Origin of the sequence: Chitinophaga sp. H8 (assembly GCF_040567655.1) — a bacterium.
GTDB classification, from domain to species: Bacteria; Bacteroidota; Bacteroidia; order Chitinophagales; family Chitinophagaceae; genus Chitinophaga; species Chitinophaga defluvii.
On sequence record NZ_JBEXAC010000001.1, the window covers coordinates 1,523,186 to 1,548,954 of the forward strand.

General features: G+C 45.1%; 18 protein-coding genes. 14 read left to right on the plus strand and 4 right to left on the minus strand.

What is annotated here, in order from left to right; genetic code table 11:
- The first annotated feature begins 20 nt into the window (after window positions 1–20).
- Window positions 21–2,669, plus strand: a complete 2,649-nt coding sequence (locus tag ABR189_RS05835; RefSeq protein ID WP_354659517.1) for a MutS-related protein — start codon at window positions 21–23, stop codon at window positions 2,667–2,669.
- Entirely contained in the window at window positions 2,666–3,622 is a 957-nt protein-coding gene (locus ABR189_RS05840) for a S1 family peptidase (RefSeq protein WP_354659518.1), read from the plus strand. The genes ABR189_RS05835 and ABR189_RS05840 overlap by 4 nt, the downstream gene beginning before the upstream one ends.
- 5 nt (window positions 3,623–3,627) lie before the next feature.
- Here the strand turns inward: ABR189_RS05840 and ABR189_RS05845 are convergent, their stop codons facing one another.
- Window positions 3,628–4,050, minus strand: a complete 423-nt coding sequence (locus ABR189_RS05845; protein WP_354659519.1) for a DUF6194 family protein — start codon at window positions 4,048–4,050, stop codon at window positions 3,628–3,630.
- A 104-nt stretch (window positions 4,051–4,154) separates the two neighbouring features.
- On the opposite strand from ABR189_RS05845, the gene ABR189_RS05850 reads away from it, so the two are divergent.
- Both ABR189_RS05850 and ABR189_RS05855 read left to right on the plus strand, forming a co-directional pair.
- Window positions 4,155–4,487: a winged helix-turn-helix transcriptional regulator gene (locus ABR189_RS05850; protein WP_354659520.1), complete on the plus strand. Its 333-nt coding sequence runs from the start codon at window positions 4,155–4,157 to the stop codon at window positions 4,485–4,487.
- A gap of 53 nt (window positions 4,488–4,540) precedes the next feature.
- Window positions 4,541–6,193 carry a DUF8614 domain-containing protein gene (locus ABR189_RS05855; protein ID WP_354659521.1) on the plus strand — a complete coding sequence of 551 codons (1,653 nt, stop codon included), beginning with the start codon at window positions 4,541–4,543 and terminating at the stop codon, window positions 6,191–6,193.
- A 45-nt stretch (window positions 6,194–6,238) separates the two neighbouring features.
- On the opposite strand, the gene ABR189_RS05860 is transcribed toward ABR189_RS05855, so the two are convergent.
- Entirely contained in the window at window positions 6,239–6,742 is a 504-nt protein-coding gene (locus ABR189_RS05860) for a DinB family protein (protein ID WP_354659522.1), read from the minus strand.
- A gap of 438 nt (window positions 6,743–7,180) precedes the next feature.
- Here ABR189_RS05860 and ABR189_RS05865 point away from each other — a divergent pair, with 438 nt between their 5' ends.
- Genes ABR189_RS05865 through ABR189_RS05875 form a run of 3 tightly spaced genes read left to right on the plus strand, consistent with a single transcriptional unit; the run spans window position 7,181 to window position 13,085 of the window.
- A complete protein-coding gene (locus ABR189_RS05865; protein WP_354659523.1) occupies window positions 7,181–10,345 on the plus strand; it encodes a SusC/RagA family TonB-linked outer membrane protein in 3,165 nt (1,054 codons plus the stop codon).
- Between the two features lie 17 nt (window positions 10,346–10,362).
- Entirely contained in the window at window positions 10,363–12,156 is a 1,794-nt protein-coding gene (locus ABR189_RS05870) for a RagB/SusD family nutrient uptake outer membrane protein (RefSeq protein ID WP_354659524.1), read from the plus strand.
- A gap of 20 nt (window positions 12,157–12,176) precedes the next feature.
- Window positions 12,177–13,085 carry a hypothetical protein gene (locus ABR189_RS05875; protein ID WP_354659525.1) on the plus strand — a complete coding sequence of 303 codons (909 nt, stop codon included), beginning with the start codon at window positions 12,177–12,179 and terminating at the stop codon, window positions 13,083–13,085.
- A gap of 23 nt (window positions 13,086–13,108) precedes the next feature.
- Here the strand turns inward: ABR189_RS05875 and ABR189_RS05880 are convergent, their stop codons facing one another.
- Window positions 13,109–13,852: a DeoR/GlpR family DNA-binding transcription regulator gene (locus tag ABR189_RS05880; RefSeq protein ID WP_354659526.1), complete on the minus strand. Its 744-nt coding sequence runs from the start codon at window positions 13,850–13,852 to the stop codon at window positions 13,109–13,111.
- A 141-nt stretch (window positions 13,853–13,993) separates the two neighbouring features.
- Between ABR189_RS05880 and ABR189_RS05885 the strand changes: the two genes are divergently transcribed.
- Genes ABR189_RS05885 through ABR189_RS05900 form a run of 4 tightly spaced genes read left to right on the plus strand, consistent with a single transcriptional unit; the run spans window position 13,994 to window position 18,684 of the window.
- Window positions 13,994–15,751, plus strand: a complete 1,758-nt coding sequence (locus tag ABR189_RS05885; protein WP_354659527.1) for a glycoside hydrolase family 9 protein — start codon at window positions 13,994–13,996, stop codon at window positions 15,749–15,751.
- A gap of 39 nt (window positions 15,752–15,790) precedes the next feature.
- Window positions 15,791–16,753 (plus strand): ROK family protein, encoded by a 963-nt coding sequence (locus ABR189_RS05890; RefSeq protein ID WP_354659528.1) that lies wholly within the window; start codon window positions 15,791–15,793, stop codon window positions 16,751–16,753.
- Between the two features lie 4 nt (window positions 16,754–16,757).
- Window positions 16,758–17,915 carry an MFS transporter gene (locus ABR189_RS05895; RefSeq protein WP_354659529.1) on the plus strand — a complete coding sequence of 386 codons (1,158 nt, stop codon included), beginning with the start codon at window positions 16,758–16,760 and terminating at the stop codon, window positions 17,913–17,915.
- A gap of 7 nt (window positions 17,916–17,922) precedes the next feature.
- Window positions 17,923–18,684, plus strand: coding sequence for a sugar isomerase domain-containing protein (locus tag ABR189_RS05900; RefSeq protein WP_354659530.1), 762 nt, complete (start codon window positions 17,923–17,925; stop codon window positions 18,682–18,684).
- 146 nt (window positions 18,685–18,830) lie between these two features.
- On the opposite strand, the gene ABR189_RS05905 is transcribed toward ABR189_RS05900, so the two are convergent.
- Window positions 18,831–20,027 carry a winged helix-turn-helix domain-containing protein gene (locus ABR189_RS05905; protein ID WP_354659531.1) on the minus strand — a complete coding sequence of 399 codons (1,197 nt, stop codon included), beginning with the start codon at window positions 20,025–20,027 and terminating at the stop codon, window positions 18,831–18,833.
- A gap of 156 nt (window positions 20,028–20,183) precedes the next feature.
- Between ABR189_RS05905 and ABR189_RS05910 the strand changes: the two genes are divergently transcribed.
- From ABR189_RS05910 to ABR189_RS05920, 3 genes are all read left to right on the plus strand, one after another.
- Window positions 20,184–20,735 carry an RNA polymerase sigma-70 factor gene (locus tag ABR189_RS05910; RefSeq protein WP_354659532.1) on the plus strand — a complete coding sequence of 184 codons (552 nt, stop codon included), beginning with the start codon at window positions 20,184–20,186 and terminating at the stop codon, window positions 20,733–20,735.
- Between the two features lie 90 nt (window positions 20,736–20,825).
- Window positions 20,826–22,082: a FecR domain-containing protein gene (locus ABR189_RS05915; RefSeq protein WP_354659533.1), complete on the plus strand. Its 1,257-nt coding sequence runs from the start codon at window positions 20,826–20,828 to the stop codon at window positions 22,080–22,082.
- A gap of 115 nt (window positions 22,083–22,197) precedes the next feature.
- Window positions 22,198–25,767: a SusC/RagA family TonB-linked outer membrane protein gene (locus ABR189_RS05920; RefSeq protein WP_354659534.1), complete on the plus strand. Its 3,570-nt coding sequence runs from the start codon at window positions 22,198–22,200 to the stop codon at window positions 25,765–25,767.
- Window positions 25,768–25,769 lie beyond the last annotated feature (2 nt).

A 25,769-nucleotide genomic window follows, 5' to 3' on the forward strand; every position in this document is an offset into this window, starting at 1 on the left:
CGCAATTAATAATACAGAAAATGACTTTATTACAAACTGACGATCAGACCATAGAAGATCTTGGGATCTTTGGGAAAAGGAATAGCGGTGGTATTTATGATATCTACAACTGCTCCAATACCCATGGCGGGGAAATGCTGTTGGAGGAGATCTTTCGTCATCCTTTGTCGGATAAGGAAGCCATCAACAGGCGCAGCAGTATTATAGAAAACTTTGGCAGGTTAGCTATTCCCTTTCCTTATAATGCTTCGCTGTTTGATGCGGTAGAAAAATACCTGAGCGTTGTGGAAGATAGCACAAAGAATAAAAATAATACCGCAACACTTGGCGAAAAGGAAATACAGCATGGCGTAGGCGCTGTAATAGAGATTATCCACTTGACAAAAGATTTTATAGAGAAGGAGGAGGTGAAACATATCCAGGCCTATGCGATGGAGCGTGAATTGATTGCCTCTCTGATTAATAACGCTGCTTTTGAGCCCGTCCTCAGGGAGCGATCTAAAGGTAAACTTTCTTACAGTGCTGTAACCGCCTATGATGCATTGTTCAGGATCAGTGAAAGAAAGCAGGTGGAAAAGTTGTTAGGTTATATTTATTACCTCGATGTATATATGTCAGTGGCTGCCACGGCTATGCAGCGAAAGTTCGTTTTTCCTAAAGCGCTGGATAAAGGTTCCGGTGAATTAAACCTGGAGGGGGTTTATCACCCTTCTTTAAAGCACCCCGTCACAAATGATATCAGGATGGATACCGCTGGTAATGTGATCTTCCTGACCGGTGCAAATATGGCAGGAAAATCCACCTTTCTGCGATCCTTAAGTACCGCCTTGTACATCGCACACATGGGATTTCCGGTTGCCGCCCGTTCTATGCAGTTTTCCGTGATGGACGGCATCTATACTACGATCAACCTGCCGGATAATCTCGGTATTGGTGCCAGCCATTTTTATATGGAAGTATTACGGGTAAAAAAGGTAGCAGCGGCACTCAGTACGGGGAAGTCCTACTTTATTTTGTTTGATGAGCTGTTCCGTGGAACCAATGTAAAAGATGCCCATGAGGCCACGGTGGCTGTCACGAAAGGGTTTGCGGAGCATCGCAACAGCATGTTTATTATTTCTTCCCACATCGTGGAAGCAGGTGAAGCTTTAAAACAGGAAGAGAATATTCACTTCCTTTACCTGCCTACACTTATGAATGGACACGTACCGGAATATACCTACAAGCTGGAGCAGGGTATTACGGAAGACCGGCATGGAATGATCATTATCCGTAACGAAAGTATACTGGAAACATTGGAGAATGGCAGGAAACAACCAGCATCGGAAAAAACAGACACAAGTTTCATTACAGATAAACAAACAGTGGATGAACTGAATCTCCTGGGTAAATTCAGGCACGATTCCGTATATCATTTGTTTAGCCGCGTCAAAACAAGGGGAGGAGAACAGCTGCTGGATAAGATGTTTCGCCATCCATTAACGGATGCGGCAGCTATCAACGAACGCAGCAGCATTTTTCAGATCTTTCAGCAGGCAGCTCCCGCATTTCCTTTTGATGTGGAACAGCTGCATCTTATGCAGGAATACCTGGATGTTGAGGTGTCTAAAAATGCTGCCCTGGTGCTGGCAGGTATGTATGTGAAAAAATGGTTGTCGGCACTTACCAGGGATGAAGGGTATAAAAAGAAGGTGCAGGGCTTGCAGGCAACGATTATAACACTTAACAGGTGTTATGGCTTTGTGGAGTCCTTCCGGCCAGCGGCAGGTCCTTATACCTCCCGATTAAATGCCATCCGGGAGTTGTTGTCCGACAAGCGGCTGGAACAACTGAGAAATGTAGATATCTACAAAGCCTTATCCGTAAATACACTGGCATACTACGACCATCTGCTTAAATCAAGGTTGTTAAAGGAAATGGAGATTCTTCTTGCTTTTATCTATGAAGTAGATGTAAATATTGTAGTCAGTCAGGTAGCACTCACTAAAGGGTTACATTATGCAACGGCACTACCCGCGGAGAAGAATATCTTCTCGGTAAAGGGCCTCCGTCATCCTTGTATTGACCGGGCAGTAAGCAATAATTTATCGTTAGCGCAAAACAACAATATCCTGTTTCTCACTGGCGCAAACATGGCGGGGAAGTCTACCCTCATGAAATCAGTAGGTATTGGTTTATACATGGCGCATATGGGCTTTCCGGTGGCTGCTGTGCAGATGACGTTCTCCGTAAGAGAAGGATTGTACTCTTCTATCAACGTTGCGGATAATATCGGTCTTGGCTACAGTCATTTTTATGCGGAGGTGGTCAGGGTAAAACAAGCGGCAGAAGCGGCTGCAAGCGGCAAACGGCTGTTGTTGCTGTTTGATGAGCTGTTCAAAGGTACGAATGTAAAAGATGCCTATGATGGCACGCTCTCTGTAACAGAAGGATTCGCCGGCTACCAGGAATGTCTGTTTATTGTGTCTACGCATATCATCGAAGTAGGCGAAGCGCTGAAGGGGCGGCCTAATGTACATTTTGCATATATGCCTACGGTAATGGATGGCGTACATCCCCGTTATACCTATAAGCTTGAAGAAGGTATTACATCCGACCGGCAGGGGATGATGATCATCCGGAATGAAGGAATATTGGAATTGCTGGAGAAAAAAGTTAAAACGGTATGATGAAAAAAAGGTGCCTGTTAATGACCAGTATTACTTTCCTCTTATATGCTTCCAATGTAAACGGACAAGCTGTATCAGCGGAGATGTATACAGACTATATGAAATTCTTCGGCGCACTCCGGATGGAAACGCTTTCCGGCAGCGGTGCTGAACATAAAACCATGATGGCTTTGCAGGATAGCGCTGCTTTATTAACAGACGAAGCGCCACCTGTAGGATACGATATCAAAACCCTGCCGCCAGGTAAGAAAATACTGGCGGATGAAACTATTTATGCCCAAAGAAAGCACAGCGTTTTTATTATGGGTAAACTGAAGCGGGCGGATACAGCTACAGGAAGGGTGGATTTTGATCTCACCGGCACAGCATTTGCCATTGCTCCTGATGGGATTTGTGTAACTAATTATCATGTGTTACAGGATATCATCCGTAAAGACACCACCAAAGAAAACAGGGACAGTATTTACTTTATCGCTACCGTGGACAAAGCGTTGTATCGCATCGAAAAAATACTGGCCTATTCACAAAATAATGATATTGCGGTGTTCCAGGTAAACACCAATGGCACAAAGTTTCGCCCCCTACCATTGGGAGTACCCGCACAGGTGGGTGCTACTGTCTATTGCATCTCTCATCCGCTTAGCTATTTCTACTATTTCAGCAAGGGGATAGTAGCCAGAAATGTCAGGGTGGATGGGCAACAGGCAGCTGCGGGGTATAATCCATTAGGTAGTCCCCCCATCCGTATGGAAATCACCGCAGATTATGCGGTAGGATCCAGTGGCGGGCCTATACTGGATAAATACGGTAATCTGGTCGGTATTGTTTCTTCTACGGCTGCTGTACCGGCCAATCAGCGTGATGCAGGAAATAATACGACCTTTCATCAACAAATGGTCGTAAAGGATACCGCCCCTGTAAAAGCACTCACCAATCTTTTGAAAAAACAGTGACGGCATTAACCGGAATGCTTAGCAGATTGTTTTCTGTCAAAACGTTGTTTCGCAACAAGATGGGCTTCTTCGATAAACTTGTATGTTGCTGTCAGCTGGTCTTCCTCCGGATTTAATATACAGATAAAGTGTTGCGCAGCATAATGTGGATGTGGCATGAAGCGGTTTAATGTGGTGTAATCCCATTCAGCTTCAGGGCTTTCAAATAGTTTGTTATAAGTGCTTTTTGATACGCCTATGTTTACCCGGAATACGCCATCCCGGTTTAGATCCGATACACTGTCATGTTCATTGTCTGAGGCAGCCATTGTTACGAACGGGAGTACCTGCTCCGGCCCATAGAAGAAGAAGGTGTATCCAAAGCTTTCCAGCTGTGTAACGTTGGGAAGTTGTTTAGCGATAAATTGTTCGATAGCTTGTAATGACATAAGCGCAGTTTTGACTTATTGCAAACTTCGGCAGGTTATGTTAAATTTACAAGTAGTTACCATTTTGGTATTCAGTAACATAAAGTAAAGTAATTGGGCGTATTATGGCTTTGAAGGATGAAAGAAAAATAAAAAAAACGGAAAGCTGCCCTTTTCAGGAAGCCATGGACCTCATCTCCGGAAAATGGACGATGTCAATCATTAATGTGCTGATGGGCGGGAAAATGCGGTTTAAGGAACTTGAAAGGAGTGTTGTTGGTATCAATACCAGGATGTTGGTAAAGGAGCTTAAACAATTGGAACATAAAAAGATCATAGACCGAACGGCTTTTGCTACTATGCCTCCAACTGTTGAATATGCTTTAACCGAAAAAGGGGAAAGGCTGAAGCCGGTATTGACGGAGATACAAGTGTGGGCAATCAAAAATATGAGCTAGCACTAGCCGCTTTTTTTTACATTTGGCCTTTCTCACCAAAACATCCTGATGATATGAAGCCAATGCTGAAAATTCTTCTCTTTGGATCCCTGCTCCCTATAGCAGCTTGCAACAATAATACTGAACAAGAAAAGAAGAACGCCCCCGATTCCCTGCAACAATATGCTGCACAACGCCTGGCGGGCTATGCTCCTGTAAAGCTGACCGCAGATCTCAGTGCGTTGTCTGAAAAGGAAAAGCAAATGATTCCTTTGCTGATCGAAGCTGCTGCAATAATGGACGATCTGTACTGGCAACAATCCTATGGCAATAAAGACAGTTTGCTTAATGCTATAACAGATTCAACTACCCGCGAGTTTGCCCGGATCAACTATGGTCCCTGGGACAAACTGAATAACGATACGCCTTTTATTGCCGGTGTGGGTACCAAACCTCCTGGTGGAGAGTTTTATCCTCATGATATGACAAAAGAAGAACTGGAAAAATCGGATGTAAAGGATAAACACGGCGAATATTCTGTGATCCGTCGTGATAGCGCGGGAAAGCTGATCGCTATTCCTTATCATCAATTTTATCAGGCTCCCTTGAAACGGGCATCAGACTTATTAGTACAGGCCGCTGCACTGGCAGAAGATGCTGACTTGAAAAAGTACCTGGAGCTGCGTGCGCAGGCACTGATTACCGACAATTACATGCCAAGTGATGTTGCCTGGATGGATATGAAAAACAATGGCCTGGATGTGATCATTGGTCCTATTGAAAATTATGAAGACCAGCTGTATAATTCCCGGAATGCCTTTGAGGCCTATATTCTTGTTAAGGATAAGGTATGGAGTAAGAAGCTGGAAAAATATGTAGCCATGCTTCCGGCTTTGCAGAAAGGCCTCCCCGTAGAGGATAAATATAAGAAAGAAGTACCGGGAACATCCTCACAATTGAATGCGTATGATGTGATCTACTATGCCGGTCAGTGCAACTCCGGAGGCAAGACTATTGCGGTGAACCTGCCTAACAATGAAGCACTTCAAAAATCAAAGGGTACCCGCCGTTCCCAGCTCAAAAATGCCATGCGGGCTAAGTTTGACAATATTCTCATGCCGATAGCACAGGAGTTGATAGATCCATCACAACTTCGCCAGGTACAATTCGATGCCTTTTTTGCAGACGTAATGTTTCATGAGGTGGCGCACGGACTTGGTGTTAAGAATACGATAGACGGGAAAGGTACTGTCCGGGCAGCATTGCAGGAGCAGGGTTCCTGGCTGGAAGAAGCGAAGGCGGATATCCTTGGCCTGTATATGGTGACCAAACTGGTGGAGATGAATGAACTGCCTGGTCCGATAGAAAATTACTATACCACTTTCATGGCTGGTATTCTCCGCTCGGTACGATTTGGCGCAGGGGAGGCACATGGTAAGGCCAATATGCTGGCCTTTAATTACTTCGAAGAAAAGGGCGCCTTCACCAAAACGCAGGATGGCCATTATAAAGTGGATGTGCCAAAATTCCGCGATGCAATGAACGGCCTTAGTAACCTGATCCTGACCTTACAGGGAAATGGAGATAAACCTGCGGTAGAAAAACTGATGAAAGAGAAGGCTGTAGTGCGTCCTGACTTACAGGCCGACCTCAACAAGCTGCAACAGAAAGGTATCCCTGTGGATATCACCTTTGAACAGGGGGTAAAAGTCCTTGGATTGAAATAAGGCCAAATGCCTTGTTAAACAGCTATTTACTGTTTAACGAGGCATTTAGTTTTTCTTGCTTTCTTCGTAGGTAGGGCCATACATACCCGGAACTTTATTGCCTGTAGCACGCAGGTAAACTATCAATTCGCCCCGATGGTGATAGATATGATTGAAAAGGAATCCACGCGATACAATACCCCTTGGTATGGGGCCAAGGAGCACAGTTTCACCTGCTTTCATGGTCCAGTTATCCTGTAGTTTTTGCTCAGTCAGGGATTTTAATGCGGCCCTGGCTTTTTCCACATTACGCTCAAAAAGCTCCAAAGTTGCCTTGATATCATTGGGAGAACCACGTTCCAGACGGTCAGCAGCCATATCATAGACATCTTTAGTAAGGGCCCCCTCGTACCAGTAGTAAATGGTGGCAATATGCTGCGCAAGTTGCCCCATCGTCCAGGAAACTTCGGACGGTTTATAATCAAGATCTTTCTCAGGGACCGCCTGTAGCAATTTACGCGTGCTGGTTACTTCATGCTCGAATTCACCCAACAGGTACTGTAGTATCATAGCTTAATAATTTGAAGTAAAAATAAGCATAACCCAATTAATATAATTCCGGGGCTTCGGAAACCGGGTCATCCTGATTTATAGATGCTGTTTTCTCTGTTTATTTTGTGCGTTATAATGCTGTAATTGTATTTTGATATTAAAAACTGTATAAAACAGCAATATTTTATTTGATTTTAATTAATTGATAATGAGTAAATTATATTTATTAAAAAATATTTCCCATGAAATTATGTAAGTTATTTTGCTTTTTTGTCTAATAATTTTACCTTTAAAGCAGCATGGAATATTAGATATTTGAAATCGTGGTTCTGGTTTTGTGTGGTGCCGGAAATGTGTGTAAAAACATTCCGGTAATAGAATGGTACTGGCAGGTGAGTACTTATTTAAGCCATTTTATCTGAGGAACTTTTTTTTCTCATTACAAATACCAAAATAATGCGACAATTACCTCAAACTGTAGTATCGCTGCTGCTTGTGTTCCTGCTCTCACACGCGATGGCTCAGGATCCTCCCTTAAAAGGAACGGTTACCGGTTCCGACGGCATTCCACTACCGGGTGCCACTATCAGGAATATGAATGCTGCATTTACTGCACTTACGGATGCTAACGGACACTTTACGATCAGGGCCAGCAATGGCCAAACGCTGAAGGTCTCGTATGTTGGTTACCAGACACTTGACCTGAAAGTATCGGGTACGGGGCCATTGATTATTTCACTCCAATCTGCCAAACCTGACCTCGAAGAAGTAGTGGTGATGGGTTATGGTACCCAAAAGAAAAAATTAGTAACAGGTGCTACCGTGCAGGTAAAAGGTGATGATGTGGCCAGGTTGAATACGGTGGACGTACTGGGAGGCTTGCAATCACAGGCGGCTGGCGTAAATATCATTCAGAACAACGGCTTCCTCGGACAAGGTTTTAAAGTGAATATCCGTGGTATCGGTACTAATGGAAATTCCTCCCCGCTGTATGTAATTGATGGTGTGGCCAACGGGAGCATCGATGGATTGAATCCTGCTGATATCGAATCGATCGATATTCTGAAAGATGCAGCTTCTTCTGCTATTTACGGGGCCAGGGCTGCCAACGGCGTTATACTGGTCACCACCAAACGGGGTAAGGCGGGTGCTTTTAGGGTAATGTATGATGGTTACTATGGCGCTCAGAATCTTTATAAGATCCCTACTATCCTGAATGCTAAAGAATACATGATGATACAGGACGAAGGCCGGCTGATGGACGGACTTTCTCCCTACAATTGGCAAAGTTATTTACCGGCAGCAGATTTGCAGGCGATCAATGATGGCTCCTGGAAAGGTACCAACTGGCTCAAAGAGATCATGAACAAGAATGCCAGCCAGCAGAATCACTCCCTTAATTTTACAGGAGGTACAGACCGATCTACTTATTCTATCGGACTTTCTTATACCAATCAGCAGGCTACCATGGGAGTGCCGGGTAAAATGCCTGACCTGGACAGGTATAACCTCCGTATTAATTCTGATCATGTCGCCATCCGGAAAAATGATTTAAATATCCTTCGTATAGGAGAAACCCTTAATTACAAGTACTCAGAGATCAATGGCTCTTTCGCTACTGATGGCATCTACTGGAACAGCGTGCATAATATGCTGGTGATGAGTCCACTGATGCATCCCTATAACAAGGATGGAGATTATTATACTTATAAAGACAGGCTGGCAGATGGTTATAATTGGGACATCTCCAATGGGGCCGATAAGAACCCTATTGCTTATATGGATTACCTGATGAATCAAAACAAAAGTAAATCGCATTACCTGCAATCTTCTTTCTATGCTGAACTACAGCCTTTGAAAAACCTTAAGTTCAGGACCCAGTTCGGGTATATTATGGGGGCATCCAGTTACAGGGCATATACACCTGCTTATGAGCTTACGCAGGCCATCACCAGTGCTAACGACAGGGTAATACAATCCTTATCCTTATTCAACCGCTTTACCTGGGAAAATACGGCTAACTATATTTTCAACGTAAAAGACCACCATTTCGATGTGCTTGTTGGACAGTCGATCGAAAAATGGGGAATGGGAGAATCCATGAGTGGTACCAAAGCCGGCTCCAACTTTGATGATTTCGAACATGCATATTTGTCGAATGTTGCTACCAATGCCACCAGTGTGCAAGCACTCACCGGCTTACCCGACGGTCAGGGAGCGCTGGTTTCCTTCTTCGGAAGACTGAACTATAACTATAAAGAAAAATACATGGCGTCATTGATTGCCAGGTATGATGGCTCTTCCATTTTTGCCAATGGACACCGGTTTGGTTTCTTCCCATCTGTTTCAGCAGGCTGGACCATCTCGAACGAGTCTTTTATGAAAGAGGCTACATTTATTGACTTCCTGAAGCTCAGAGGTTCCTGGGGCCAGAATGGCAACAACGCCGTATCCGCTTTTCAATGGCTGGCATTGGTAACTTCCAATAATACCTATGGTGGTTATACTTTCGGTAATTCCATGAGTAATGTGGCTACCGGGTCATATGCCTATAAACTTACTAACCCTGATCTTACCTGGGAAACCCAGGAGCAGACAGATATCGGTATCGATGCACGTTTTCTGAACAACAGGCTGGGGCTGGAGCTTGATTGGTATAAAAAAACAACCAAAAACTGGCTGGTTACCGCTCCTGTTTTGTACTCTTTTGGCGCAGAACCTCCGGCTGTGAATGGAGGGGATATTGTAAACAAAGGTATTGAGCTGGCATTACACTGGCACGATAATTTGTCACGCGATTTCCGTTATGGAGTGGACTTTAATATCGCGTTCAATAAAAATAATGTTACCAGAATTGCCAACCAGGATGGTATTATTCATGGCCCCGGTGGTATTCCCTGGGAGGGGGCAGATGAAAGCTATCGTGTACAGGTCGGTTATCCTATTGGTTATTTTTATGGTTACCAGTCTGAAGGAATTTTTCAAAACCAGGCACAAATTAAAAATCATAAAGGACCATTGTTGAATGGGGATAAAACCCAGCCAGGAGATGTCATCTGGAAAGATGTAAACAATGACCAGGTGATCGATGAAAAGGACCGTACCATGATCGGAAATCCACATCCGGATTATACAATGGGGCTTGTATTCAATGTGGGCTGGAAAGCTTTCGATTTCTCTGTTAATGCCTATGGCGCTTTTGGCCAACAGATATTCAAAGTGTACCGCGACTTCGCTACTTCTCCACTGAATAACTTTTCCACCGATATCCTTGAAAGATGGAATGGAGCAGGTAGCTCCAATAAACTACCACGACTTACCAGTAGCGCCAGCTCCAATTGGTCCAGTGTTTCGGACATTTTTATTGAAGATGGAGATTACCTGAAAATCAAGAATATCACACTTGGGGTGGATATCAAAAAGCTGTATAAAAAATTACCATTGCACATGTGCAGACTTTATGTGTCTGTACAGAATCTGCACACGTTTACGAAATATTCAGGTATGGACCCGGAGATCGGTTTTGGAGGGGAGGATGCGGCTGATTATGCAAGAGGTATTGATCTTGGCTTTTATCCCAGTGCCCGCACAGTATTGGCTGGAGTAAATATTCAATTCTAATCCTTAATCATTGTAACATGAAGTCCAGATATACTTTTCTCATCTTTTTGTTGATGATGATGGCCGCCGGTTGTAATAAATTCCTAGATACGGATAATCTTACGGCCAAAACCACTGCCAACTTTCCATTGACGGAGAAAGATGCTGGTGAAATGATCACAGCGATCTATGCAAACCTGCTGTATGAAAGTCCGGAAACCTCTTCCGAAATGTACGTGGCACAACTGGCAGGTGATGATTGCCTTGGCGGTAATCTTTCCTTCTCCGGTAACTGCGCCGTGAATTTCCTTCTTTACAAGGATAACCTGAATGGATTGCTAGGCCTTTGGTCCCGCTGTTACCGGATGATCAACCGGGCTAATAATGCGGTAGCTACGCTGGATAACGTTAAGAAATGGTCGGACGAATCGGAGCGCTTGCGCCACTTTGGGGAAGCCTATTTCCTGAGGGCCATGGCTTATTATGAATTGGTAAGGATCTTTGGCGGCGTGCCAATTCGTACCACCCTGGAAACGGAGAACCTGCCAAGGGCTACTGTAGAAGAAGTATACCAGTTGATAGCAGAAGACCTCAAACATGCCATAGAAATGATGCCCAAAAAAATTTACCCTTCAGGGTCTGAATTGGCAGGGCATGCTACTAAGTATGCAGCGGAAGCACTGATGGCAAGGGTCTTTCTTTTCTATACCGGCAGGTATGCCAAACAGGAACTGCCCGGAGGTATTACGAAAGCCCAGATAATAGCCTGGATCGACGACTGTGTCAATAATTCCGGACACAACCTGGTAGACGATCAGCGGAATATCTGGTCTTATACCAATGAAGCTACTGAAAACAATGCAGCGGGACATCGTTACAATTACGTGGTGAATAATCATCTTAAATGGGCGGGCAACAGTGCTATAGAGTCAGTATTTGCTACCAAGTACAACATGAAGGCAGACTGGACCTATACCTGGTTCAGTAATACTAATTGCCTGTTCTATTCTCCTTCCGGAGATAATTATTCAAAGGCCGGTAGTTATCCTTTTGGTGCGGGCTGGGGGGCAGGACCGGTTTCTCCTGCTATGGTGAATGAATGGAAAGCCTGGGCGGCGGCTCAAACCTACACCGGAGGATACACGACTGATCCGCGTCTTACAGGTTCCATCTGGTCTTACCGTGCGCTTGATCCTAATCAGGCAAACACGGTACTGATGGATACCAAACTGGATGCAGGTGAACCGGACTATACGGTTTCTTACCGTTATTATGAGAACACCGGATATTTTCAGAAGAAATATATCAATATCAACTCTTTTAACAATAATAATATTCTGTCGTTCTCATTACAGATGTTTCCCGCCATATCCGGTCAAACTTCCGCTTCCTTATTGCAGATAGCAGACCTGATACATATCCGCTTTGCAGATGTGCTGTTGATGCAGTCAGAACTGAAAGAAGATGCTACAGGATTGAATAGGGTAAGGGCGCGTTCCCACCTGGCACCTATCGGGTATTCTTTAGATGCTGTCAAGCAGGAACGTAGATGGGAGCTCGCTTTTGAATCTATTCGCTACTGGGATTTGCTGCGCTGGTCGGGGCCCTCATTTGAAGAGATCGGAAATGCATTAAATAAGCAAACCGGGTTTAATGTGATCAATGCGGCAGTGGTAGTACCTATGGTCAATTATAATTACAAGCAACGGATCAAAGTAACGGAAGGCTATTGGCCCATTCCTCAAACGGAGATTGATATCTCCAACGGTCTTATCAAGCAAAACCCTGGTTGGGATCCATCTGCGCAATTCACAGACTGGAATAATTATTAAAAACTGACAAATCAAATTATATGAAACGAATGCTGTTTCTAAATTGTATGGTGATAGGAGTAAGTTGTCTTACTGCCTGTACCACCAAAGAAGATATTACGCTCAGGGAAAAATATATTGATAAAGTTGGTACACCTGTTTCCAAAGAAGTGCTGCAAAAGGCTATAACTGTTTCCCAGCCTTTCCCAAATAAAGAGGGGGAGGTGAAAGGAGATCAGTATGTTGTTATTAAGAATGATAGACCTGATATAGGAGGTGTCTGGCACCTGGGCTGGGGTGGTGGCGAAAAAACGGTAGGTACGGATAATGATACCATTGTGTATGAATCTAATGGAACATTTCAGATATATTATACCGGTATTTCAGCGAATACCAGGATTGCCACTGATCCTGTAACCATCACCGTTACCAATGTATTTGATCCCTGGTCAGGTTATCTGACAGGCGCTAAAGACAAAGCGGATGTCATGGCCGGAAAGAAATGGAAGTTCCGGAATGTAACGTGGGGATCTGTCTGTAATATGGGGGCCTATGGTGGCTGGAAATATACCAGTGCAGGATATGTGCCTGAATCAAATTTCATGTGGTGGGCTAATGTGACGGAAGCAATGGTGGGCAATCTGTATATGAACCTCTTGTTCAATGGCAATAAGTTGCTGGTGTATAACGCTGATGGCAGCCTCGCGGCAGAAGGTAGTTACGCTTTTAATCATAATGTTGCTGATCAGGGTGTACTCGGCGAACTGATCACTTCCAAACCTATCATTGGTGCCAACTATGACGATTGCGGTCAGAATGGTACGTCCAATAAATTCTGGATACTCACTTTGAACGAAGACTATTTAACCATATTCCATCCTGTAAAATATACCGGAGGGGTAGATTGGGATGATTATGGATGGTACGCCTATTTCAAGGCGGAGGATTAAACGTAAGTTGCCTTCCAGGCCGATTAAATGACTTTTACGGATTTGGCATATTTCTGTAATCGTTTGTCTGTAGGAGAAAGGTCAGTGATCAATAGGTGGATACCACGCAATGGGCTGACTATTAATTTTTGTGACACATCTATTTTTTCTGAAATGCACATTAGTACTGTTTTATCTGCTGCTTTCATTAATGCTTTTTTTACCTGTACTACGTCCCAGTCATGGTCCGTAAGACCTCCTTTTACAGATAAACCGTTTGCGCCAATGAAGGCAAGATCTACATGCAATTCAGAAAGCTGGCTGATCACAGTGGGACCGGTACACACATACGCATCATGCGAAACTTCGCCACCTATAAGTATCACCCGGATGTTTGAGCGCTGCGCAATCTCCAGTGCCACGAGCGGGCTTACTGTGAATACAGTGCCTTTATGGTTTTTAGGAATGATCCGCGCCAGCTCCAGCATAATGGTGCCGCCGCCCATTAATACGTTCATGCCATCTTTGAAAACAGATAATGCTTTATGTGCCACTTCTTTTTTCTCCTCCCTGGCATATACCTTGGGTTGCTGGAAGGGAATATGGAAAGATTTGGATACTGCACCGCCATGAACCTTAACAACCCGTCCGCTTTCTTCAAGTTCATGCAGGTCGCGGCGAACGGTATCCAGTGAAACGTTCAGTAATTTACTGAGGTCCGTAGTAAGTACTTTATGATGCAGGTTTATCTGGTTGATGATGATGTTCTGGCGTTCTTCTTGAAGCATGACTGTTTGTATTGTTCAACAAATATAAAACTGTATTAAAACATATTCGATTTTATTTTGCGGATTCGTGCTTTATTCATAATTTAAAGGTACTAAAACAGCAAAAAAAAGCATCATCGAAAAACATCACCTCTTCCGGTTATGAAAAAAAAATATGCTTACATATTAGTTGTCTTCTTTCCATTTGCTGCTACGATTGCCCAGGACACTGATTCTGCCTGGATCCGTATCAATCAGCTCGGTTATACACCCGGTGGGATAAAAGTTGCTGTTTATGGGAGTAAAGGAACGAGGCCGGTCAGCTTTTTCGAATTAGTGGATTCGGCAACGGGTCAAAAAGTGCTGCGTAAAACAGCAGGCAGGGCAATGGGGGCATATGGCCCGTTTCAGCAAACCTGGCGCCTGAACTTTTCTTCCTACACAAAACCAGGTACTTATTATTTGCAGGCTGGGAATACCAGATCCCCCTTTTTCAGAATAAACAAGGATGTATATGATGGTGCAGCAGATTTCTGTTTGCGTTATATGCGTCAGCAACGTTCAGGCTTCAATCCTTTTTTGAACGACAGTTGTCATATGTATGATGGGTTCACTTTATATGGCCCCATGCCGGACAGTACCTTTGTACCTGTTACTGGTGGTTGGCATGATGCCAGTGATTACCTGCAATATGCTACTACCTCTGCCAATGCTACCGCCCATCTGTTGATGGCATGGCGTGACTTTCCTTCCGTATTCACAGACTCACATGCTGCTAATGGTTTGTCAGGTAGTAATGGTATAGCAGATGTATTGGATGAAGCGAAATGGGGACTTGATTGGTTACTGAAAATGCACCCCAGGGATGAATGGATGTTTAATCAGATTGCAGACGACAGAGACCACGCAGGTATGCGGATACCGGGGCTAGATAGCATGTATGGCCGGGGATACGAACGTCCGGTTTATTTCATCAGTGGTGAGCCGCAGGTCAGGGGTAAATTCATGAACAATACCACTGGTACCTCTTCTACAGCCGGAAAATTCGCCAGTGCATTCGCGATCGCTTCCGGTATCTATAAGGGTATCGATAAAGGGTTCAGTGATCTGCTGCAATATAAGGCCGGTACTGCTTACAAATTCGCATTGCGGAAACCAGGTGTGACACAAACGGCCTCTGTAAAATCTCCTTACATCTATGCGGAAGATAATTGGGTAGATGATATGGAGTTCGCAGCCGCTACTTTACATCGTAATGAGGAGGCCTTGTATTATGCCAGGCAGGAACCGGTTACCCCCTGGCTAGGTGCCGATACCGCCAAACATTACCAGTGGTATCCTTTTATCAATCTGGGGCACTACGAACTGGGCAGGAACCTGAAAGGGACGCAGCGTGATTCCATCATTCAGTACTATCATACAGGTATCGCCCGTGTTTGGAACAAAGCTAAGACGAATGCATTTTATCGCGGTATTCCTTTCATCTGGTGCAGCAATAATCTTACTACCTCCTTTGCGATCCAGTGTTACTGGTACCGGCAGTTTACTAACGATAAGCAATTTCGTGAACTGGAGCAGGCTAATTTCGACTGGCTTTTCGGATGTAATCCCTGGGGCACCTCCATGGTGTACGGGCTTCCGGCTAATGGTGATACGCCTGTGGATCCACATGCGGCTTTTACGCATATCATGAAAGCTCCTATTGATGGAGGGCTTGTGGATGGGCCAGTGTATGGTAACATATACAATAATCTGATTGGCATCCAATTGAATAACCCTGACTCATATGCACCTTTTCAAAGTCAGCTGGCTGTTTATCATGATGACTATGGAGACTATTCCACCAACGAACCCACGATGGATGGAACAGCTTCGCTTATCTACTTACTGGCTGCCTATCAATGGAGTGGAGGAAAATAACCTTAGATAAAGCCTTTTCAATAATCCGAAACAAATAGTATGTCACTATTAGGGATCGATCTTGGTGGTACCAAACTGGCAACGGCGGTTTTTTCAGAAGAGGCAGAACTGTTGAGACAGGAATGTCTTCCCCTGGAAAAGCGTAGCGGTGCTGCTGTAGGCGCCCTGCTTACAGCGCAGGTGTCAAAACTATTGCAGGAACAATTGCAGCAAGGAGATCCGGTATCTGCTATCGGAGCATGTGTGCCGGGTATCAGCAACCGGAAAGACAGTACTGTTTGGGCGCCTAATATCCCTGGTTGGGAAAACTACCCGCTGGCTGCTGAAATAATGGCGGTGGCGCCCGGTATTCCGGTGGCTATTGATAGTGACAGAACCTGCTATATCATGGGCGAAGCCTGGAAGGGGGCTGCACAGGGATGTACAGATGCCATCTTTATCGGAGTAGGTACGGGTATTGGCATGGGCATAATGGCCGACAGCCATTTTCTAAGGGGTAGTAATGATGCTGCCGGGGCCATTGGCTGGATGACAATGGAAAGGTCCTGGCTTCCTAAATACCGGCAATGCGGCCATTTCGAAACGCTTGCCTCCGGAGATGGTATTGCCAAAGTAGCCCGTGAATTACTGTCTGCGGATGTTTCCTACAATGGTGTGCTTAGAAACAATGCCGGAGAGCGCCTGAACGCAGCAGCTGTCTTTGCGGCCTATGAACAGGAGGACCCGCTTGCAAGACGGATAATAGCGGAATGTATCGTGTGGTGGGGGATGGCGGTGGCCAATCTTGTGAGCATATTCAATCCCGAAAAGATCATTATGGGGGGTGGGGTATTTGGCCCGGCTATTCCACTGATTCCTGCCATTTATGAGGAAGCCTCCAAATGGGGGCAACCGTTGAGTATGAACAGTGTGGAGATAGTGCCATCACAACTTGGTGCGATGGCAGGATGTTGGGGGGCAGGATGGCTGGCACTACAGGCGATAAAAGCTGCTAACGATTAGCTCGATGTATAAAAAAAATCTTGTTTTCCTGGCTGCCTGCCTGGGTATGTTGCTCTTTGGCATAAGCCTGATAACTCTCGGTGCAGTGGCCGGATTCCTTAAACAGAAATTCCAGCTGGATGGGATTACGGCAGGAACGCTTTTTTCCTTGTTGCCGGTTGGCATGCTGACTGGTTCATTGATATTCGGGCCTGTAAGTGACCGGTATGGTTATAAATGGTTATTGGTAATGGCCTGTATGGGAATGTCCGCAGGCTTTGGAGGGATTGCATATGCGCATTCATTATCCTGGCTCAAACTGAGCATATTTCTGTTTGGTGTGGGAAGTGGGATCGTGAACGGTACTACCAATGCAGTAGTAGCTGATATCAGTACCCGTAATAAAGGCGCAGACCTTAGCCTGCTCGGTGTCTTCTTTGGTATTGGTGCGCTGGGAATGCCCCTGATACTGGGTATGCTGACCGGACATTTTGAGGCTTATCAGGTGGTGGCAGGGGTAGGCGTATTCACCGCACTTGTTGGTATAGGCTATATTTTTATCGTTTTTCCTGGTGCTAAACTGAAAGGACAAAGGCAAACTGTTGCCTGGAAACAACTGTTGGATGGTACCCTGATACTGATAGCTTTCTTTTTGTTTTTTCAGAGCAGTATAGAAGCTGTCATCAACAACTGGTCAACTACTTACCTGGTTGAAAGAGGAAAGATGGATGAAACAGCTGCACTCTTTGCACTAACCCTGCACGTGGTGGGTATGATACTCATGCGGTTGCTAAATGGGAGCTTACTAAGCAATTTATCACCCAGGATCAGCATCTACACGGGGCTGTTATTGCTGATGGTAGGGGTAATACTGATGCAGGCAGGGCATAACAAACCATTATTGTTAATCGGGTTGGTACTTTCCGGGGCAGGCGTGGCCGCTGGTTTTCCGGTGATGCTGGGCATTATTGGGGAGCAGTTTACAACGCAGCGAGGTACAGCATTCAGCTTTGTATTCACCTTCGCGCTCATTGGTAATATGCTGCTCAATTACCTGATGGGAATAGTGGTGCATCATTATGGTATCGGTCATCTGACTACGGTATCTTATCTCGTGATTGCCTGTATGATGCTGATTAGTTTTATTTTATTTCGTCACAACCAATTTACTGTCAATAAATAAACAAATTATGTTAGCAAAACAATGGCTTTCGAATGCAAGAAATGTGATGACACAGATCGAAGCAACGCAGATGGATAATATCAGAAAAGCTGCCGAAGTGATGGCTGCCAGTATTGAATGCGGAAGATGGGTGCATACTTTTGGTTGCGGTCATGCTACTATTCCCATCGAAGAAATGTATCCACGTATTGGTGGTTTCGTAGGTTTCCATCCTATGGTGGAACTGCCCCTTACGTTCTTTACCCGTATTACCGGGGAAATGGGCGTTCATCAGTTCGTTTTCCTGGAAAGGGTAGAAGGATATGGAGTAGAGATCATGAAAGGTTATACTTTCGACTCCCGGGATACGATGTGGCTCTTCTCGCATTCCGGTATCAATAACGTGAATATTGATGTTGCCATCGAAGCCCGGAAGAAAGGCATGAAAGTGATCGCTTTTGGTTCCGCTGCTGAAGCTGAAGGGAAACAAACCCGCCACTCCAGTGGCAAAAATATTTTTGAACTGGCAGATATTGTAGTAGACACCTGTGCACCGATAGGGGATGCCTCTGTGGCTATCAAAGATCATCAGGACAAACTGGGACCGGTATCTACTATGGCCTTCATTACCTGTGTGTGGATGACCGTTATCACAGTGGCGGAAATACTGGTAGAGAAAGGGGTGAAACTGCATATTCATCCATCTCACAATGTGCCAGGGGATACTACAGCGCGGGAACGACTGGAAGATGCCCTGGCCGAATATAAAAGACGGATTGCAGGTGTTTAAATCACTTGATGATATTGCACAGGCCTCAAAACAACACCAGTTTAATTTGATAACGCCCATGATTGGGGAGCCTGTACTTTTTAAAGACAGTCTGCAAACATTTCGTTCCTGGTGGAAAGACGTTGAATAAGAAAATTACCAGTTGTTTAAGAGAGGCCATCCCGGATAGCTTTCAGCGACTGTTTATGATTCGATTTTTTGATGATAACTTCCCTGCACTGATTGAACGCGGTGAAGGTTTTTATCGCATCCACGATTTTAGCAATCATGGATTGAGATAGTTGCACCGGTTCAAAATGGAGATTATGAACCGTAAGTATGCGATGTTTCCTGTCAGCTTTTGCATCCATTCTGGCTACAAAGGTGTCACCTACTAACACCGGTAAAGAGAAGTACCCGTATTTCCGCTTCGCCTGGGGAACAAAACATTCTATCTGGTAATCGAAATTAAAGAAGTCCTTTAAACGATGCCGGAATACATTTAATGTGTCGAATGGAGAAAGAATAAATGCATGGTCGCTCAGTTTTATTTTTTTGTTTTTGTAGATCGGTAACATATACAGAGGAGCGGTGTTCATGCCTTCTATGTTGACGAGGCAAACTTCACCGGCTGCTACCATCTTTTCCAGCTCCGTTTTTACCAGATTATCCTTTGCATAATGTGCCCGCCAGGCCATGTCTTTTGCGTAGGCAATCCCAAGGGCTTGTAAAGAACGCCGGATTACATGCCGTGCAAATTCTTCCGGGTCTGGCATGGTAGTATCCACATGGCCAGGCACCAGGTTGATAGGCAGGTCATATACTTTTTGGAAGTTTTGCTGACGGGTACACATCAGGCTGCCATCCAGGAATAGTCTTTCCAGGGCGAGCTTTGCCGGCCGCCAATCCCACCAGCCGGAGCTTGCCGCAGGGCGGTCATTATCAAAATCCTTTACCATCAGCGGACCTTCACGGGCAATTCTATCGAGTACCTTCTTCATCAGACTGGTTTCCGGTGGGGTGAGGGGTTTTCTTCGGGATAAAAAACCTTCCTTCACCGGCAACGAAAACCGGAATTCGTGCATGGGAATATACCCCGTACCATAAGTGAAAAATTCAAAGATGTCTCCGGCAGCCAGCAGTTCATCAATCCATGCCGGTTGATAGTCAGGTACACGGGATGCAATCGCATGGTGATGCGCCCGCTCAACAACATAGTTGGTGTCGATCTGTACAAAACCAAGGTGGTCGATGAGTTTGTACACTGCGGCCATCCCTTTCCCAAATTGCCCGGGCTGCGCCAATCCTGCTGCATGCAGGATTATTTTTTTGGCTTGTGAACTGGTAAGGATATGTTGCTTCATAGTAAAAGTAAATTAAGGAAATCTTCCAGACATTAACAGGAAACAGCCGGGGGGAATGTTAGGATTATTTTGGAGTTAAATTTATCTTTGAAAGGTAGATATAGATTTAAAGTGATATAAGTATTGCAAAATAGGGAGTTACATAGTGAGAAAGATTTGGTTTTACGATTGCATGAGGGCGATGTAGCGGCATTTGACCAGCTTTTTATAGAAATGTACCCGGCACTTTGTGTGCTGTCTGACAGGATTGTAGAAGATGAGGCTGCCGCAAAGGATATTGTTTCCGAGGTTTTTCTGCAGCTATGGAAAACCAGGACGTTTCTGAATGAAGTAAGGAGCATAAATGCGTATTTGTATGTAGCCACCCGTAATCATTCCTTAAACCACCTGAAAAAGCTAAAGCGGAACGAAAAGAAAGTCCGGCAAGCTTACGACAGGCAGCTGGAAGAAAAATCATATGAGGATATTTTGCAGAATGTTTTTAATGCAGAAGCCATTCGTTTACTGCACGAAGCCATATTAACATTACCCCCCGAATGCACTAAAGTGGTGCAATTAAACATTGAAGGCCTCAGTACCAATGAAATTGCCCTGCAACTTGGAATCTCACCTTCGGCAGTAAGCCACCAAAAAGCCAGAGCCATAAGATTGCTGCGGGGAAAAATTGCTCCCGGTATGGTACTTATCAGCCTGTTCCTGGCGGATTAACCTGTCATTTTAATTTTTTAACAAAAAAAATTCATGGGGGAAGTCAATTCTGGTGTATAGCTGTTGTCTTATAGTGAATAGCTATTGCTGATGATGAATGAAAACGATATACCAGAGGATGAATTGCCTGCATTGCTAAGGGCGGCAAGGCTGATAGCATATGAAAAGCTGGATCAGTTGTCGGAGGCTGAAAAGGAAGAGTTACAGCATTGGCTGCAACAGAAGCCAGTGCATGAGGCCTGGCGGGCCTGGCTCAACGAAGGTGAGAACCTGTCAGCACTAAATAAAGCATATTCAACTTTTAAAGCGGCTGCACCGAAAGAACTGGAAGCATTCCACCAGCAACATCTACAGCAGCCCCGGATAGCTGAACCTGCCCGGCCTGTCCGATTCCTGCGCCATTCCTGGATACGCTATGCAGCAGCCGTATTATTGCTGTTTGCCGGTACCTGGTTCTTTTGGCCGGGTAAAAATACTGAGCTGGTAAAACAGGCGCCAAAAGAAACCCGGCAGATTATGCCGGGGCAGCATGGCGCGGTGCTTACCCTGGCAGATGGTTCTACAGTTCTGCTCGATTCAGTTGGAAATGGAATCATTGGGCATCAGAGCGGGGCCGACCTGTCGGTGAAGAACGGCCAGCTGGAGTACCAGGCGGCCGGAAAAGCTGCAGCAGAAGAAACGTTTAATACGCTTACCACACCAAAGGGAAGGCAATTCAAAATTTTGTTGCCGGATGGTACGGTAGCCTGGCTCAATGCTGCCAGTTCAATCCGGTTCCCAACACAGTTTACGAAAGATACCCGCCGGGTGGTGATCAGCGGGGAAGTCTATTTTGAAGTGGCTTCCCTGAAAAAAGCAGGGCAAGTACTACCTTTTATTGTGAATGCTGATGACAAGTTTGAAGTGGAGGTGCTGGGCACATATTTTAATGTGAACGCTTATGCGGATGAACCTACTCTGAATACCACACTGCTGGAAGGAAAAGTGGCACTTAGCATGAACCGTCCGGATGGAAGGCAGAAAATAATATTAAAGCCTGGTAGCCAGGCTTCCCTGACCATGCGTGGCGACATAGTATCCCATATGGCCATCGGCGCCGCTGATGTAGGGAAGGTAATGGCCTGGAAAAATGGTGTTTTTGATTTTGAAGATGCAAGAATTGATGAGGTAATGCGCCAGTTGAAAAGGTGGTATGATATCGAGGTTAAGTATGAGTCAGGCGTGCCAGATATTGAATTTGTCGGAAAAATGACGCGGGATATCCCGCTGAACGGGTTATTGATTGCATTAGAAAAGTCAAATGTTCATTTTCGTCTGGAGGGCAGAACACTGATTGTAATGCCATGACACAGCCAGAATAAAAAGCCGGAAACGATTGGACCCGTTTCCGGCGGCATTTTAGTTGATTCATAAAAGGTTTCGCACACCGTTTTTATTCACAACCAAAACTAGTTCACAATTTATGCAAAAAACTGCTTATGGTTGCCTGCATTTCTCTGCATTGCAGGGAAGCAGACTGCCGGCACAAATTTCAAAAGTAATGAGGCTGCTCCCTCTTTTTCTGATTACAGCCCTGGTTTCCGTGAAGGGGGCTGCTTCTGCTCAGTCAGTAACACTTTCAGGCCAAAATCTTTCACTGAAAAAAGTGTTTTCAGTCATCGAAAAGCAAACAGGATATGTGCTGTTTAGCAATAAAGAGTTGCTTTCCGGATCCAAAAATATCTCGCTTACAGTTGTAGATGCTCCTTTAAAAAAGGTTCTGGACCTGGTACTGAAAGGCCAGGAACTCGATTATACATTGCAGGGCAAAACAATTATTCTGTCCGGAAAGCCCCGGAGAGCTCCTGTTGAAACGTCTGCTGCGTTGCCTGCACCCGTAACGGTGATTACGGGCCGGGTTACCGATATGGAGGGGGCGGCGTTACCTGGTGTCAGCATCCAGGTTAAAGAAACTCAAAAGGGAGTCGCCACTACCTCCGACGGAAGTTTTTCGATCGCTGTTAGTGAAGGAAACACCCTCCGGTTCTCCTATGTGGGATATACACCCCGTGAAATAACGGTTACTGCCGACATGCTGAAAGAAGGACAGCCAGCACTTATTGTAAAACTCAGCAGGGCTGCCACCAAACTGGATGAAGTGGCTATTACCGTAAATACTGGATACCAGTCTATCTCCAGGGAAAGAATGACAGGTGCTTATTCTTCCGTGCAAACAAAACGGCTGGAAGGCAAATTGCAACCCAGTCTGCTGACCGCCCTGGAAGGACAGGCGGCCGGTGTTGCCATTACTAAAGAGGGTAAGGTGGAAGTACGGGGGAGATCTACTTTCCTGGCCAATGGTGAACCACTGGTGGTAATCGACGGATTTCCTGCACCAGGAGGGTTGGAATCTGTGAATATTGACAACGTGGAAACCATCACCGTGTTGAAAGATGCGGTGGCTGCATCCATTTATGGTGCCCGTTCGTCCAACGGTGTGATCGTTATCACCACAAAAACGGCTAAGCGTGGAAAGCTACAGGTAAGTTATAAAGGCAGTACAGGCATGACGCTCCGTCCCCAATTATCCTACCTCAACAAAACCAGTGCTGCCGATTTTGTGGACGCTGAAGTAGACTACTACAACAGCGATGTGGCTAACGTTGCCTGGGATTATGAATCGTATACCACCTATGGCCGCGTTACCCAATTAATGATCCAGAAAGATCAGGGCCTGCTTTCGGAAGATGAAGTGAATGCGGAGCTCAGCCAGCTGAGAAAAAATAATACCCTGGGCCAGTTGGAACGGTATTTATTCCGGAAAAGCTTAACACAACAACATAACCTTTCCCTTTCTGCCAGCTCAGATAAGTTCTCTACCAATGCTGCGGTTCGTTATATCACCAACCAGACCAATATGAAAGGGAGCAGCAATAACAGGCTGATACTCGATCTCAAGAACGACTGGAAACCTGTGAATAGGGTTACCGTTAAAATGTTCTCCAATATCAATTTCAACAATAGCAAAGCGCCAATGGAGGCAGGCGATATGCTTGATTTCAGCACTTTAAAAATCATGAAACCTTATTATGATATTGTTGACGCATCCGGCAATCCACAGAATATTCCTGCTGTAAGGCCCGACCTCATTGAGCGCTACGCTGATTATGGTGGTCTGAAAGCGATGGGATACAATCCGCTGAACGACCTGGGGTTAGCTACAACAAATAACGAGGCATTCCTGGCAAGATTGGGAGCCAGTATCTCCGTGGATATCTTGGATGGTTTAAGCGCTGAAGTAGGAGGTGCCTGGACAAGGGGAAGTGGTCTTTTGCGCAACTTGCGTGGTGCCAACTCATTCTATGTACGGTCGTTTTACAACGCGGCGTCTTCCATATCCAACCCCGGCAAACATTATCTGCCGGAAGGAGCAATAATGAATGAAACCCGTAGCCAGAGCGAAGCCTACACTGCGAGAGCACAGGTTAACTATGGCAAAACGTTCAATGGTGTGCACCGGATTTCAGTGATTGCCGGTGGCGAAATAAATAAAGATCTGGTAGATAACAATGCCGCTCCTACCAGAATGGGGTATAATGATCAGGCGGGAACATTTGCGACGTTCAATTACATGGATTTTAACAGCAACGTCTATAAATCAGATTTCCTGTTCCCGGATGGCATGAAGATTGTCAGCAATGGCGCCTACTCGCTGCGGGATAACCGTTTCGTTTCTGTATATTCCAACGGCTCTTATGAATATGACAACCGTTTTATTCTGAGCGGTAGTGCACGTATCGATCAGGGCAATCTGTTCGGTACTAATCCCAAGTACAGGTATAAACCCAACTGGTCGGTTGGTGGAACCTATAAACTTGGTCAGGAAGAATTTTTCAAAACTGCCTGGATAGATCAACTGAACATTCGTGGTTCATACGGTATCAATGGAAATATTTCCTTTACACAGGGACCTTTCCTGTTGATTACACCGGCAAACTACTCTGCTATCACAGGAGGTATTCCTTATAGCATATCTTCCCTGCCGGATAATAACCTGCGCTGGGAGCGTACGATGATTACAAATATCGGAACGGATATACGTTTGGTGGGAGGACGGCTCAATCTTACGCTCGATTATTACAATAAACTAAGCAAAGATCTGTTAGCGCCTGACTTTATCGACCCAACCTATGGAAGACCTATCGTTACAAGAAATGCTGGTTCCGCAAGAAATACCGGTATTGAGCTTTCATTGGAATCAGATGTAGTGAAAACGGATAAATTTGGCTGGAATGTATTTTTCAATGGTAGCTATAACAGGAGCAAGGTATTACAGTTCAACTATGATTATCCAAGTCCAAATTTCCTGACCTTCAGCTTTTCCAGTACTATACTCGGAAGTAATGCGGGTGCGGTATTAAGAACAGGGTATCCGCTTGATGGGATTTTTAGCTATCAGTTTGCCGGACTGGATAATACAGGTACGCCGCAATATTACTCAGAAGCAGGCAAAAAAATATACGGAACTGATCTGACAGTAAACGATATGGTGTATTCCGGAACGGCCAGACCTAAATATCTGCTGAGCCTTACCAATACCTTCAGCTATGAACGCTTTGATCTTTCCTTTATGATGATTGCACAAATGGGTGGGGTGTTCCGCAGAGATACTTACAATGGGGATAATTTTGATCATAAAGATGTTTCCCTGCGCTGGAGAAAACCTGGAGATGAGCAGCATACCATTTATCCTAAACTCGCTGCTTTCAATACAGATGCCTGGTATTTCCCGTACATAGGGGAGATGATTGAAAAGGCAGACTTCGTGAAACTCCGCGATCTCACCCTTTCCTACAGGCTCGACAATAAAATATGGGGCAACACCGGACTCAATAATGCAAGGATTTATTTCCAGGGCCGTAATCTCTTGATGTGGACAGCCAATAAGGTGGGGGTAGATCCTGAAACAATTGAGCAGGTGGTGAATATGCCTACCAGCAGAGCACTTCCGCTGAGACCCGAGTTTTATATCGGATTTTCCGTAAACCTCTAATC